The sequence below is a fragment of the Gordonia cholesterolivorans genome (assembly GCF_039531975.1).
GTDB lineage: Bacteria > Actinomycetota > Actinomycetes > Mycobacteriales > Mycobacteriaceae > Gordonia > Gordonia sihwensis.
Genome location: NZ_BAAARB010000002.1, coordinates 22,590 through 36,542 on the forward strand (window position 1 = coordinate 22,590; position 13,953 = coordinate 36,542).

The 13,953-nt window shown below is 65.0% G+C and carries 13 protein-coding genes; 4 read left to right on the forward strand and 9 right to left on the reverse strand.

Annotation, left to right across the window (positions count from 1 at the left end; genetic code table 11):
- Positions 1 to 12: 12 nt before the first annotated feature.
- The 6 genes from ABFX36_RS01785 to ABFX36_RS01810 form a co-directional block, all read right to left on the reverse strand.
- Positions 13 to 1,983 carry an AMP-binding protein gene (locus tag ABFX36_RS01785; protein ID WP_006896792.1) on the reverse strand — a complete coding sequence of 657 codons (1,971 nt, stop codon included), beginning with the start codon at positions 1,981 to 1,983 and terminating at the stop codon, positions 13 to 15.
- Positions 1,976 to 2,752 carry an enoyl-CoA hydratase-related protein gene (locus ABFX36_RS01790; RefSeq protein ID WP_006896791.1) on the reverse strand — a complete coding sequence of 259 codons (777 nt, stop codon included), beginning with the start codon at positions 2,750 to 2,752 and terminating at the stop codon, positions 1,976 to 1,978. The genes ABFX36_RS01785 and ABFX36_RS01790 overlap by 8 nt, the downstream gene beginning before the upstream one ends.
- Positions 2,739 to 3,713, reverse strand: a complete 975-nt coding sequence (locus tag ABFX36_RS01795; RefSeq protein WP_006896790.1) for a LysR family transcriptional regulator — start codon at positions 3,711 to 3,713, stop codon at positions 2,739 to 2,741. The genes ABFX36_RS01790 and ABFX36_RS01795 overlap by 14 nt, the downstream gene beginning before the upstream one ends.
- On the reverse strand, positions 3,713 to 4,612 hold the full coding sequence (locus ABFX36_RS01800) for a DUF7973 family transport facilitator (protein WP_006896789.1): 900 nt from the start codon (positions 4,610 to 4,612) through the stop codon (positions 3,713 to 3,715). Before ABFX36_RS01800 ends, ABFX36_RS01795 begins: the two co-directional genes overlap by 1 nt.
- A 93-nt stretch (positions 4,613 to 4,705) precedes the next feature.
- On the reverse strand, positions 4,706 to 5,818 hold the full coding sequence (locus tag ABFX36_RS01805) for an NDMA-dependent alcohol dehydrogenase (RefSeq protein ID WP_006896788.1): 1,113 nt from the start codon (positions 5,816 to 5,818) through the stop codon (positions 4,706 to 4,708).
- A gap of 99 nt (positions 5,819 to 5,917) precedes the next feature.
- Positions 5,918 to 7,372 (reverse strand): aldehyde dehydrogenase family protein, encoded by a 1,455-nt coding sequence (locus tag ABFX36_RS01810; protein WP_006896787.1) that lies wholly within the window; start codon positions 7,370 to 7,372, stop codon positions 5,918 to 5,920.
- Between the two features lie 302 nt (positions 7,373 to 7,674).
- Here ABFX36_RS01810 and ABFX36_RS01815 point away from each other — a divergent pair, with 302 nt between their 5' ends.
- The 3 genes from ABFX36_RS01815 (at position 7,675) to ABFX36_RS01825 (ending at position 12,230) form a co-directional block, all read left to right on the forward strand.
- Positions 7,675 to 9,327, forward strand: a complete 1,653-nt coding sequence (locus ABFX36_RS01815; RefSeq protein ID WP_346074738.1) for a sigma-54-dependent Fis family transcriptional regulator — start codon at positions 7,675 to 7,677, stop codon at positions 9,325 to 9,327.
- 177 nt (positions 9,328 to 9,504) lie between these two features.
- Positions 9,505 to 10,662 carry an iron-containing alcohol dehydrogenase gene (locus ABFX36_RS01820; RefSeq protein ID WP_006896785.1) on the forward strand — a complete coding sequence of 386 codons (1,158 nt, stop codon included), beginning with the start codon at positions 9,505 to 9,507 and terminating at the stop codon, positions 10,660 to 10,662.
- Positions 10,663 to 10,727: 65 nt separating this feature from the next.
- A complete protein-coding gene (locus ABFX36_RS01825) occupies positions 10,728 to 12,230 on the forward strand; it encodes a CoA-acylating methylmalonate-semialdehyde dehydrogenase (RefSeq protein WP_006896784.1) in 1,503 nt (500 codons plus the stop codon).
- Here the strand turns inward: ABFX36_RS01825 and ABFX36_RS01830 are convergent.
- Entirely contained in the window at positions 12,211 to 12,903 is a 693-nt protein-coding gene (locus ABFX36_RS01830; protein WP_346074739.1) for a hypothetical protein, read from the reverse strand. The genes ABFX36_RS01825 and ABFX36_RS01830 overlap by 20 nt on opposite strands.
- 144 nt (positions 12,904 to 13,047) lie before the next feature.
- Here ABFX36_RS01830 and ABFX36_RS01835 point away from each other — a divergent pair, with 144 nt between their 5' ends.
- Positions 13,048 to 13,242: a hypothetical protein gene (locus tag ABFX36_RS01835; protein WP_045537118.1), complete on the forward strand. Its 195-nt coding sequence runs from the start codon at positions 13,048 to 13,050 to the stop codon at positions 13,240 to 13,242.
- An 84-nt stretch (positions 13,243 to 13,326) separates the two neighbouring features.
- Here the strand turns inward: ABFX36_RS01835 and ABFX36_RS01840 are convergent, their stop codons facing one another.
- Together ABFX36_RS01840 and ABFX36_RS01845 are read right to left on the reverse strand one after the other, a co-directional pair.
- A complete protein-coding gene (locus ABFX36_RS01840; RefSeq protein WP_006896781.1) occupies positions 13,327 to 13,584 on the reverse strand; it encodes a hypothetical protein in 258 nt (85 codons plus the stop codon).
- Positions 13,585 to 13,671: 87 nt separating this feature from the next.
- A complete protein-coding gene (locus tag ABFX36_RS01845; RefSeq protein WP_006896780.1) occupies positions 13,672 to 13,884 on the reverse strand; it encodes a hypothetical protein in 213 nt (70 codons plus the stop codon).
- Between the last annotated feature and the right edge of the window lie 69 nt (positions 13,885 to 13,953).

Consider the following 13,953-nt stretch of genomic DNA (forward strand, 5'->3'; position numbering starts at 1 on the left):
TTCCTCCTGGAATTAGGTGTTGCCGCGGCGTGCTGGGTCATTCGCGCGCCGCGTATCGAGAATTCGTACGAGATCGGCGACGACGGCCGGGTTCTCGATCGTGGGTGGGACATCTGGATCTGCGCCGTCGAGTAGCTGGCGAAGGCAGCGGCGAACGATCTTGCCCGACCGGGTCTTCGGGAGTGCGCCGACTACGTGGACTCCGCCGAGCGATGCGATCGGACCGACTCTGTTGCGCACCAGCGTCGCAACATCACTCTGCAATTCGCCTGTCCGGTCCGTGTAGTCGATGGCCGGCACCAGAATCGCGTGCGGGCGCTGACCCTTCAGCTCGTCGCGGACTCCGACGACCGCGCACTCGGCCACACCAGGGTGCTCTGAGATCGCGGCCTCTATCTGCCCGGACGACATTCGATGGCCGGCGACGTTCATGACATCGTCGGTCCGGCCCAAGATGTAGACGTAACCATCGGCGTCGATACAGCCTCCGTCGCCGGAACTGTAGAAGCCGGGATGTTCCGTCAGATAGGTCTGCGCCAGTCGGCCCTCATCACCCCATATGCCGATCAGTGCGCCTGGAGGCAGCGGGAGACGCAGACACACTGCTCCTTCTCGGCCCTGGGGAACCGGATCGCCGTCGGGTCCCAGGATCTCCACAGTGAAGCCGGGAACGGGCTTGGTCGACGAACCCGGACGGGGTTCGTAGTACGTCAGACCGAGGAAATTCGATATCACAGGCCATCCGGTCTCGGTCTGCCACCAGTTGTTGATGACCGGAGACGACTGCACCTCACCCAACCAGCGCTGAGTGTCCGGATCGAGACGCTCCCCGGCCAGGAACAAGCCGCGCAGGCTGGACAGATCGCGCTCGGCGAGCATGGTTCCATTCGGGTCCTCGCGCCGAACAGCACGCATCGCGGTCGGTGCGGTGAGGAGCACGTTGACCCGATACCGTTCGACGATGTCCCAGAACGCACCGGCGTCGGGCGTCCCCACCGGTTTGCCTTCGAACAGTACAGTCGTCGCACCCACGATGAGGGGGCCGTAGACGATGAATGAGTGGCCCACCACCCATCCGATGTCGCTGGCGGCGAAGACCACGTCCCCCGGCTCCACGCCGTAGACATGACGCATGCACCACGCCATGGCAACCGCATGGCCACCGTTGTCACGGACTACTCCCTTCGGCAGTCCAGTGGTGCCCGACGTATAGAGGATGTACAGCGGGGCCGCGGAGGGCACCGGCACCGGGTCGACTGGTCCGGCCGAGGCCAGCAACTCTCCCCAGTCGTGCTCGGCCCATTCGTCCGCGGGCCAGACGACGACCCTGTCTGGGGGCGGAGGAACTTCCGGCCGATCGACGACGATGACGTGCCGCGGACAGTGGCCGGCCTCCTCCAGCGCCGCATCGAGCAACGGCAAGTACGGGACCGTTCGTCCCGGCTCCAAGCCCCCGGTCGCGGTGACGATCACGGTCGGCCGCGCATCGTCGATCCGTACGGCCAGTTCGGCGGACCCGAAGCCCCCGAAGACCACCGCGTGCACCGCGCCCAGTCGGGCGCAGGCCAGCATCGTGACCACCGCCTCCGGGATCATCGGCAAGTAGACCAGGACGCGATCTCCCACGCCGACCCCGAGTCGGCTCAGCGCGCCCGCGGCACGGCGGACGTCGTCGAGCAGGTGTGCGTAGGTGATGGTCTCTTCGCGGCCAGTCAGCGGTGAGACATATACGAGCGCAGCACGGTCACCGTTCCCTGCGGCGACATGACGATCGAGCGCGTTGTAGGCCGTGTTGATGCTCGCGCCGGGAAACCAGTCGGCGGTGCCGTCGGTCCTCTCATGGAACGGATCACGTGGCCGGTTCTCCCAGTCGATGTCACGCGCCGCCGATAACCAGAACTGGCCGAGGTCGTGTGCCGCGTCGGCGGCTGCGCGCGTGTATCGATCGGGCTCGTTGCCCTGGGATGGACGATTGTCAGTCATCACTGAACCTCGCCGGACGCTTGTCGAGGAACGCTGTCATGCCTTCTGTCTGGTCTGCGAATGCGAACAACGAGTGGAACCACCGGCGTTCGAAGAGGAGACCTTCGGAGAGCGATGTCTGATCAGCGCGCAGCACGCATTCCTTGGCCGCCCGGACCGCCCTCGAGGAGAAGCCGGCGATCTGACGTGCGGCGGTCATCGCCGAGTCGAGAACCTCGTCGTCGGGTACCACACGGCTGACCAGACCCAGACGGAAGGCCTCATCGGCATCTATCCGACGCCCGGTGAGGATCAGATCCATCGCCTGTGGCTTGCCCACCACGCGAGTCAGCCGCTGCGTTCCGCCGATGCCGGGGATTATCCCGAGTGCGATCTCGGGCTGTCCGAACGAAGCGCCCTCACCGGCGAACAGAAGATCGCACATCATGGCGATCTCGCAACCGCCACCGAGCGCGAACCCGTTGACCGCACCGATCGTGGGAATACGCAGTGCTGCGAGCCGCTCCCAAGCGGAGAGATGGTCGGCGTCGGTCATCTCTCCGAACGTGCGATCGCGCATCTCGGCGATGTCGGCGCCTGCGGCGAACGCCCGCCCGGCCCCTGTGAGTACCAGGACGCGAGCGTCAGCGCGTGTCACCTCGTCGAGAGCCTCGGTGAATTCCCGCATCATCTGCGAGCTCAACGCGTTGAGCGCCGTGGGCCGATTCAGAGTCAGAAGGGCCACGCGGTCATCGCCGACGGCGAGAGTAAGAGTGTCATATTCGGACATCGCTGAGGAGAACTCCTTGTGTGAAGGGACTTTGGCCAGGGGACGCGGATGAGGGGTCGAGATGCCCGGACAGCCTCTCGATCAGGGCGTCCACGACGACGCGGACGTGGGGCGCCCGCTGAACCGCCGAAGGCACGACGATCCAGTACTGCTGTCCGACCGCGACACAGTCGGGCAGCACGGGCACGAGGCCCGGATGGAATGAGGTGGCGTAGTTCGGAAGCAATCCGATGCCGTGACCGGCGAGGACCGACTGAATCTGAGCGCCGACGCTGTTCGACTGCACCCGCGGGCATACGCCGGGCAGGAGGCCGTCCAGTACTCGCAGAGCGGCGATATCGAGGCAGCCGTCGAGGTAGTAGACGAGAGGGTGCGCCCGCAGATCCTCGATTCCGGCGATCGGACCGTGCGTCGCCATGTACTCCACGGACGCGAACAGCCCCAAGGAATAGGTGCACAGGCTCCGAGAGACGACCGCGCGCGAGGGAGGCGGTTCCAACGAGACGGCGACGTCGTACTCGCAATTGCGCAGATCAAGTTGGGTGGTCGACGTGAGCAACTCGATCCGCAGCGATCCGTGCTTGCGCAGTGCCGATGCGAGCGCATGCGGGGCCAGGTACGAACCGAAGGCATCGGGAGTGAGGAGGCGTACGGGTCCGCACACTCCGTCCCCGGGGTCTGAGTCGACGACCCGGACCGCATCGTCGATGCTGTGTTCAATCCGTTCTCCGATAGCCCGCAGCCGGCGTCCCGTCTCCGTGAGCTGCCATCGGTTCGGTGATCGGTCGAACAGCCGCCGTCCCACCTTTCTCTCCATCCGCGCGATGTGTCGACTCACTGTCGAGTGATCGACGTCGAGGCGGGCCGCGGCGCCGGTGATGGAACCGTTGCGTGCGACTGCGAGGAGGATCAGCAGATCGTCCGCGCCGACCTTCCCGTGCAATGGCCGAGCCGGACCCATCACGCGACCCCGATCTTGATCAACGCCAACAGCGTCGCCATGACCGCGATCGCGAAGGCGGGCGGATCGAGATGGATCCTGCAGCGTTCCAGTATCAGCCGAGCCCAGCCCTCGGCGACAAGCGACGAGACGATGCCGGTGAGCACAGCCGACACCAGAATCCACGTGGACTCGCCGGTGTGCGCTGCTGCAACACCTGCCGCCAGAGCCGCGGGGAGAGTGATGTGGTGCGTTACCGGCACCGCCGCGCCGAACACCAGTGCCAACAGGGTCACCGCAGACGCGCCGTACAGAAACAGTCCGACCATCGGCCGCGAGTCCTGCGGCCATGCCAGAAACACCGACCCGGCGATCGCCCCACCGGCTGCGCCGACGACGAGCACCGACGACAGTCGGTGCTGCCAGGGCAACCACTCGAGGCGCACCGGCGCGGGCGTACGCGCCCAGAGCACCGCGGCGATCAACGCGGTCAACACGACACTCACCGCGAGCGAATCGACCAATGCGACCTCCGAACCGTCCGATGCATGCCACGTCGGGAGCTGCTCGACTGCACGGGCCAGCAGTTGGCCTACGACTCCGAAGCCGGCCCCGACCCCGATGATCGACATCGCGTCATAGGTGATCAGCGGCTTGGCGATGTCGCGGCCGGATTCGTGACGACGGATGTGCGCCGCATACGCCGCAGCGGCGGCGCCGCCGGCGAACATCACGTGCGGACCGAAGACGGGCCCGAACGCCAGGTTCTGGACGAGTTCGGCGTCTGGACTGATCGCTGTCATCAGCGTTGCGACGACGACTATCACGCCCATCAGCGAAAAGGCGCCGATTGCGCCCAGCGCTGCTCCGAGCGCACCCCCGCCGGCCGCACCGACGAGTTCGCTCACGGTGAGTGTCATGGTGGTTCCTCACATAAGGTTCTGGCGTGCGCCGCTGCGGCGCCGTCCGCCGATCGAAGTGGGATCGACGACGCGGCGCCGCAGCGCGATCGGTCAGTGCTGGTGCTTGATGATTCCGCGGATGTTCTTGCCCGCGAGGAGGTCGTCGTAGCCCTCATTGACCTGCTCGAGGCTGTACTCCCTCGTGACGAGTTCGTCGAGCTTGAGCTTTCCGTCGGCATACATCCGGACGAGCTTCGGGATGTCGTACGTGGGATTGCAGTCACCGAACAGCGAGCCCTTGATCGTCTTTCGGAAGTAGCTCATCTCAGTGCTGGGAACCTTGACCGTGATCTCATCGATCCGGTTCAACGCGGTGAGCACGAGAGTGCCGCAGCGCCCGATCATCGAGAATCCTGCACTGACCTGCTCCGCAGTGATCAGATCCGTCGTGATGATGGCCGACTCGGCGCCCTGGCCGTTGGTCAATTCATCAACGGCTAGCTTCGCGTCGGCGGCATTGTCGAATGCTTGGGTCGCGCCCAGTTCGATGGCCTTGTCCCGCTTGTTCTGGAGCGGGTCGATGACGATGATGTGCTCGGCACCGGCGTGCTTGGCGCCCTGCACCGCGTTGATGCCGATGCCTCCGATACCGAAGATCACCACGATGTCACCGGGCTTGGTGTCCGCGGCGTACACCGCCGAACCCCAACCCGTAGGGACGCCGCAACCGACGAGCACGGCCTTGTCGAGCGGAATATCGTCGTCGACCTTCACCACGGAGTACTCGTTGATCACGTTGTACTGGCTGAAAGTGCCCAGGGTGCACATGGCACCGTACTGTCCGCGCGGACCACTGATGGGCCAACGCGGCCCTTCCAGATGACCTTCCAGCATCGCGGCGTTCATGTCGCACACCGACTGCCGGCCGGTGGCGCAGTATTTGCAGCGGCCGCAGGCCGGGGTGAACGAACAGATGACGTGGTCGCCGGGCTTGACGCGGGTGACGCCCGGGCCGACCTCCTGGATGATTCCCGCACCCTCGTGACCCAGCACCATCGGCAGCCTGGCGATGGTGTCACCGATCGCGATGTGCACGTCCGAGTGGCAGAGACCGCCGTACTGGTACTGGATCAAGACCTCGTGCGGACCCGGCTTGGCCAGCGTGAGTTCCTCGATCTCGATCGGCTTTCCGGGCTCTACGACGACTGCTGCGAGAGTTTTCATGACTTCTCCTTGTGGTGGGGACTGATTAATGGGTGGATGCGGCCCGACCGCACCGCATGCGGCACGTTCGGAGGGACGGGTAGGTGCGTATCGACCCGGCTAGGATCGCTTGAGGTTCACCACGTGGACGTCGACGAATCCCTCGACGCCGATGCGACCGAACTCCGCGCCGAGGCCTGACTGCTTCACTCCGCCGAACGGCACGTCGGGGGTCAGCTGGAAGTGATGATTGATCCAGCTGGTCCCGGCGTCGAGGCGGTCGGCGACTGCGACGGCTCGGTCGGTGTCAGTCCCCCAGACAGAGGCCCCCAGGCCATACGGCGTGTCGTTGGCACGGTCGATCGCGTCCTCGAGATCGTCGTAGCGGAGAACCGAACGGATCGGAGCAAAGGTCTCTTCTCTGACCAATGGGCTGTCTTCGTCGACATCACGGAGAAGCGTCGGTTCGACGTAGTAACCGGGCCGGTCGAGCATGTGGCCGCCGGCGACGACCGTCCCGTGCTCGTGTGCCAACTCCAGGCTGGCGCGGGCCTTCTCGTATTGCGCCGCATTCTGCACCGGGCCCAGCCGAGTGTCCTCGTCGAGGCCGTGCCCGACGGTCAGTTCCGACACTCGCCGAGCGAGGGCCTCCACCAGCGGGTCGTACATCGACGAGGGTGCATAGATCCTCTTGATCGAGACGCAGACCTGTCCGGCATTGGCGTAGGCCCAGGTGCACAGCCCTTCGGCGGTCTTCTCGACATCCGCGTCGTCGAGAACGATCGCTGCGTCGTTGCCACCGAGTTCGAGGGTGAGCCGCTTGAGAGTGGGGCCGCAGGCCTCCATCACACGGCGGCCAGTCGCCGTTGAGCCGGTGAACGACACCTTGTTGATGCCTGGATGCCCGGTGAGGTGGGCTCCGAGGTCGCCGGCATCTCCGACGACGTTGAACACGCCGGGCGGAATCACGTCGCGGACGAGTTCTGCGAAGTGCATCGTCGCCAGCGGAGTGGTCGGCGACGGCTTCAGGACCATCGTGTTTCCGACGATCAATGCGGGAGCGAGCTTGTAGAGCGCTTGGAACAGCGGGAAATTCCACGGAGTGATCGCACCGACCACACCGACCGGTCGGTGACGCAGTTCGACGTAGCCGTTCTCGTCGTCACGCAGTACTTCGTTCGGCAGTCGATAGTCGGCGAAGTACCGAGTGAAGTCGATCGACCAACTGACGTCGTCACGCGCCTGCGCGATCGGCTTTCCCTGTTCCAGGGTGGTCAGATGCGCGAGTTTCTCGTGGTGCTCGACGAGGACGTCGGCAATCCGATGCAGAATCGCACCGCGCGCATCGACGCTGAGCGCGGACCACCCTGGCAGCGCCCGCTTCGCCGCTTCCACGGCGTCATCGAGTTGTTCCACCGATGCCGCCGGCGTGGTCGCGACCTGCTGGGCCGTCCCCGGGTCGATCACCGACACCTGGGAAGCTCCGTCGACGAGCCGCCCGTTGATCAACTGCCCGTACCTCTTCGTCGCCAGATCGAAGGTCAGAGCAGTGGCTGGAGGTGTAACTGAGGTCATTGCATTCCTCTCGATTCGAGTGCCACCCGGCACAGTGGAGGTCGCCTCGCACAGCGCTTCGTGAGAGCCACGGCGGGTCCGGTCGGCGTACCGGGAAGAGCGACACGATTCAGTGTTGCGACTTGCGTCACACGTATGTGTTCGGTATCCGTACACCTGAAATCGCCGGTTTCCGTCGGCAGAACATTCGATAGACTGGCTTTGAACTCCAGTGATGGAACTCACAGGAACAGGCGGCATGTCAGGCCATCGCGTATGCATGCGCTGGTCTTCCCAGTCGGGATAGCGAGAGGTCCGACCCCATGAGCAATAACGACGCAGTCACACTCACATCGCGCGGAGCGCTCTGGTCCGACCGCGCGCTGCACGCGTCGTGGATGAGGTCTCAGCAGTACGGACTCGACCCGTCCAAACCGATGGATCCGCCGACCACTGACGGCATCGACACGGGGAGCCGGCTCTTCCGCGCTGCAACTCCCGTGCTTCGCCGTATGTGCGCCGGGATCGAGGGCGAACGTTTGTCCGTCATGCTCATCGGCGCTCAAGCAGAGATCCTGACCACGGTGAACGGGTGCGCCCAGATCGATCACGTGGTCGAAAGGATCGGCGCAACGCCGGGAGCTGTGTGGCGCGAAGACACAACCGGCACCAACGCGCTGGCGACCCCATTCGAGACCCGGCGCCCACTGTTCGTCCGCGGCGTTGAGCATTACGTACAAGATCTCCACGGCTACAGCTGCTACGGCCGGCCGATCTTCAATCCGCTGAACGGCCGACTGATGGGCGTACTCGACATCATGAGTGTCGCCGGAGCCGAATCGGGACTGATGCGACCGTTCATCGACACGGCGATCGCGGAGATCGAACGGAACATTCGGAGCACCTCGAGTGGCAGCACACGGTCAGTGATCCGAGCCTTCGAGGACGCGGCCCGGCACCCCGCCGTAGTCGTCGTGGCGCTCTCTCGGGCAATGGTTCTGCAGAGTTCGATGGCAGCTCGCACTCTGTCCGCAACCGACGTCTCGGCCCTGCAGCAACTGGCCGACGGGGTGCGGACAGCCACACGTACGGAACTCGAATTGACCAGTGGCAACACCGCCCGTGTCGAGATGGAGCCGATCGACGGCGCCGATGGAGTCCTGATCCGTGTACAGGCTCGTCAACGTCCGGCTGTACCTCGCACTGCCGACCGCCTGCGCTATTGGAGCCGGGTGCAGAACTGGGTCGACGACATTCGAGACAGCTGCCGCTCGGGCGTGATCGTGGGTGAGCCGGGTAGTGGTCGCACCACAGCATTGGCCGGCGCGGCTGGCGGGCGGGCTCGCCATGCGATCGACGGGCGGACCGATGATCCCACCGAGGTCGAGAACAGACTGCGGTCGTTGATCAACGATCCCGGTCGCGAAGTGCTGACGATCGACAATCTCGACTTACTGCCCCAGTCCGCCCGCAACCTCACCGAGAATCTGCTCGTCGGTCAGGCGCAGCGAGTTCTAGCCGCCACATCCGCCCCGAGACCGGGGGACGCTGACAATGCCCGCCTGCTCGACTTGTTCGAAGATCGTCTGGATCTGCCGGCTCTCCGCGATCAGCGTTCCGAGCTCATCGATCTGCTCAATGAAGTCGCGGGACCTGGCGTCCGGTACCGCTTCACACCTCACGCCACCCGTGTCCTGGAATCGTACTCATGGCCAGGCAACCACCGGGAACTCGCAGGGGTGTTGCGCTCGCTGGAGCGCTCTCGGGGCACTCTCATCGATGTCACTGATCTGCCGATCGCCTTGCGGATGAAGGCCACGACGAAGCAGATGACACCGTGGCAGCAGGCGAGTTGCGACGCGATCATGCGAGCCATGGAGATATGCCACGGGAACAAGGCCCACGCGGCCGACTACCTGGGCATCAGTCGCAGCACTCTCTACCACCACATCAAGGAGTACGGAATCACCGTGTAGACCGACCCGCGTCGGGCCATACCAGCGAAGTATGAGCATTGCTCTTGCTCGCGTGCTTGGCGAAGGCTGCGGGAGGTCGTGCAACAACGCACAGGGATGTGTGGATCTGGCCGTTGTCGAGCCGTCTGCGGTGAAGCAGAGTCACAGTCGACCCGTTTCCCGACCAGAGGCCGTCTCATGTCCAACCTCATCGCTTTGCCCCGCATACTGCGGGTCGGCGCCGACTCCTTGAACGATCTTCCCGCAGTTCTCGCCGATCTCGGGAGTCGACGGCCGTTGATCGTCACCGATCAGTTTCTGACGTCGACGGGTGCGGTGGCCCGGATCGCCGGAGCCCTGTCGGCTGCCGGCGTCGACTGCAGCGTCTTCGACCGCGTGATCCCCGATCCCACGACCGATTCCCTGCAGCCCGCCGCCGAGACGGTGCGCGCCGATGGGTGCGACGCCGTGATCGGCTTCGGCGGCGGCAGCTCACTCGACACAGCGAAAGCGGTTGCGCTGCTCGCCACCACCGATCGCCCGATGCGCGACTTCAAAGCTCCGACGTCGACCGATCAACCGTTGCTGCCACTCATCGCGATTCCGACGACCGCGGGCAGTGGGTCGGAGGCCACGCGGTTCACGGTCATCACGGATTCGGAGACCGGCGAGAAGATGCTGTGCCCCGGCCTGGCGTTCCTGCCGACAGCAGCGATCATCGATTTCAAACTGACCATGTCGATGCCGCCACGACTCACCGCCGACACCGGCATCGACGCTCTGACGCACGCGGTGGAGGCGTACGTCAGCGTGAAGTCGAATCCGTTCAGCGACGGGTTCGCCCTCACCGCAATTTCGACTATCGGCTCCTGCCTGCGTCGTGTCTATGCGGACGGCTCCGACGAAGATGCGCGCGAGCAGATGATGCTGGCGGCGACACAAGCCGGCATCGCGTTCTCCAATTCGAGCGTTGCTCTGGTGCACGGCCTGAGCCGGCCTCTCGGGGCTCACTTCCATATCAGTCACGGACTGTCGAACGCGATGTTGTTTCCGACGGTCGCCGAGTACTCGTTGCCGGGTGCCCTATCCCGCTACGCCGACTGTGCCCGCGCATACGGCGTCGCCGGCGACAAAGATTCGGACGAGGTCGCGAGCAGGCTGTTCCTCGACGAATTGAAGCACCTCAACCATGATCTGGGCGTACCCAGCCCGCGCGAGTTGGGGATCGAGCCCGAGCGCTGGTCCGCGCTTCTGCCGACCATGGCCGAACAGGCACTCGCATCGGGCTCCCCGCAGAACAATCCGGTAGTTCCGAGCACCGACGAGATCTGCGAAATCTATCGGCGCGTGTACTGACTCTCTACTTCGACACTGTTCGGAATCACTTCCACCCTGCCTACATGCACACCTGAGGAGTACCCATGCCTTCAACCACCATCGATACCGTCGGGAACTGGATCAACGGCCGCACTGCCACCTCCGACAGTCCCGACGCCACCAACGTCTACCGTCCTGCCACCGGCGAGGTGACCAAACGGGTCCCCGCGGGTTCCCGTACCGACGCCGAGGCCGCGGTTGCGGCGGCGCACCGAGCCTTCGAAAGCTGGTCTGCTACACCGCCCCACATTCGCGCCAGGGTGATGTTCGCGTTCCGGGACCGCCTGCTCGCCGACATCGACGATCTCGCCGCGATCATCTGCGACGAGCACGGCAAGGTTCTAGACGATGCGAGGGGCGAGCTGCAACGCGGTATCGAAGTCGTTGAATTCGCTTGTGGCATACCTGATCTCATGAAAGGCGAGTTCACAGAGAACGTCGGAACGAACGTCGACGGAATGTCGATGAGGAAGCCTCTCGGCGTGGTGGTCGGTGTGGTTCCGTTCAACTTTCCGGCCATGGTTCCGATGTGGATGTTCCCGATCGCACTGGTCTGCGGCAACACTTTCGTTCTCAAGCCATCCGAGAAGGTGCCCACGTTGGCGTTGAAGATGGCATCAATGCTCGCCGACTCGGGCTTGCCGGACGGAGTCTTCAACGTCGTCCAAGGCGGTCAGACGGTTGTGAACGCCCTGATAACGGATCCGCGAGTAGAAGCCGTCAGTTTCGTCGGGTCGACGCCCATCGCGGAGCACATCTACCGGACCGCTACCGAGTCCGGCAAACGCGTGCAGGCGCTCGGCGGCGCCAAGAACCACCTCGTGGTCATGCCGGACGCGGACATAGACAGCGCGGTCAATGCCCTGATGGGATCGGCCTTCGGCTCGGCCGGCGAGCGCTGCATGGCAATCTCCGTCGTCGTGCCCATCGGAGACGAGGTCGCGCAAGCAGTCCGCGACAGACTCGTCGAGCGGATCGCAGCATTGCGCGTAGGCGCGGGCACCGAGCCCGACGTGGAGATGGGTCCGTTGATTACACGCGAGCATCGCGATCGGGTGATCTCCTACCTGTCGGCCGGTGTGGAAGACGGTGCGGAACTCGTTGTGGACGGCCGAGACCGGTGCGATGGACCCGGCTTCTTCCTTGGTGCTTCACTGTTCGATCATGTGACTCCCGAGATGCGGATCTACCGTGAGGAGATCTTCGGGCCCGTTCTCGCGATGGTGCGAGCCGAGTCGTTCGAGGAGGCATTGGAACTCGTCAACGACCACGAATTCGGCAACGGGACTGCGTTGTTCACTGCCGACGGCGGTACCGCGCGCACGTTCATTTCGCGAGTCAGGGCAGGGATGGTCGGGATCAACGTCCCGATTCCGGTCCCGATGGCGTTTCACTCCTTCGGCGGCTGGAAGCGCTCGTTGTTCGGCGACCACCATATCCACGGCAGGGAGGGCGTCCGGTTCTACACGCGGTACAAGACGGCGACGATCCGTTGGCCGCAGGGGCGAAGCTCCGCTGCGGAATTCGTCATGCCGACCGCGAAGTAGGCGGAGCCGGCCGGCCGCGCCTGCTTCCCCGGTAGGCGTTACGCCGCAGCGAGCCCAGCCAGGCGGGTACCTGTTCGACACCCGACGGCATCGTGTCGACCGGATCGAAGGCCACATCGGGATCGACGCCGACCCGCGTCAGATCGACGAACCCGAGCGGTGTGCGGTGATCTGTCTGTCGCGCCTCCAACGACAGGCCACCGCCCGCCTGCAGTGCGTCGGCGAGCGAGGCGAGATCAAGGCCTCCGAGGACGTGCGGGGCCAGCAGTCGCGCCGACACCGTCCAGTGTTCGCCATTCCACGCGAAGGGACTGATCGTCGAGACCTCGAGGTCGTTCCACGTGGCAGTCGGGGTCGGGACGTCGACGACACCGATTCTGCGCACCGGACCCGACAGCAGGAGATCCCAGTGCCGGGGCTCGCCGACGTCGTCGGTGTCTCCGGTCGGCAGTCGGAGGGCCACTCCGACGAGGTCGGGCAGCCCGGCCGGGGTGCCGAGTCCCTTCGATATCCGCACCACTGTCGGACCCGATGCCAGCGGCAGCTGCTCGGCTTCGATTGTGGCGTCGCCAGCGCACACCAGACCGTGTCGATGGACGGCGCGGCCGTGACGCAGACCGGCCACAGTCGCGAAAGTCTTCTCGACGAGCGAACTCGTGCTCGTTGCCGGCATGGCTTCCTCCTGAGGCTCGGTTCGTCGGACCACCGACGAGTACCCGGATCACCGCACGGCCAACCATCGATCGCCGGTGTTTGGGATCGCTCCGCTCGGGGTAGCCGGAGAGGACTCACCGACAGCGAACCGAAGGAGCACGTCATGACCGCGACAACTGTGGTATACGCCCCCGGGACCAGCGTGCGGTGCCGTCTGGCGTCCGGTCACGTCGCCGACTGCGTCGTGGTGGCCGTGCGGCACTTCCCGGTCGACTTCCTCGAGGTGCAGTTCGAGCAGGACGGCCGCCGGATGGCGTTCACCGGCTCGGCGATCGCGAGTGCGATCACACCGGTCTAGGCTCGACGCGCACACGCGAAGCCGCCCACCCCGACGTAGAGGTGGGCGGTTGTCGTGCGGGCCGAGGCCGCGGGTCGCCGCAGGTCAATGCAGCGTCGCCGTGCCGACCCGGTCGACCAGTTCGGTGTCTCCGCCGCGCTGGGCGCAGTGCACACAGCAGAACACCCTGCCGTCCGATTGCACGCCGTGCCCGATGATCGGCGTGTCGCAGACCGTGCAGCGGGGCGCGTGTCCCGCAATCGCGCACTCGAAGCTGTCGTAGACGCCGCGTCCTTCACGGCCCTCCACCGAGATCAGCAGCGCATGTTTGTACTCGTTTCCGCATATGTCACAGACCGCCATGTCGGCTCTCCTTCCGTCGGTCTGCTGTGCAACGGCCAGAAGGCGGCGGACAGGGAGATCCCCGTCCGCCGCCGACGGTCAGTCGACTCAGCTCTGACCGCCTCCGCCGCCGTGGCTGTGCTCGCCGCCGCGGACCTTGGCCTCGTGGGGCTCGTTCTCGGCGCCCTTCTTGCCCGCCTCATGCGGGTCTGCGCCTTCGGACGAACCGAACTGACCGGGGCTGGACTCTCCGCCCTTGCGGGCCTGCTCCTCTGTGTCCGACCGGTTACCGAACTGGCCGGGGTTGTTCGGATCTGCCATGAGAACTCTCCTTCCCTCAGGTGGGGCGTTCTCCCCCACAGTCAGTGAGTACCCGCGTGCACGGGCGTC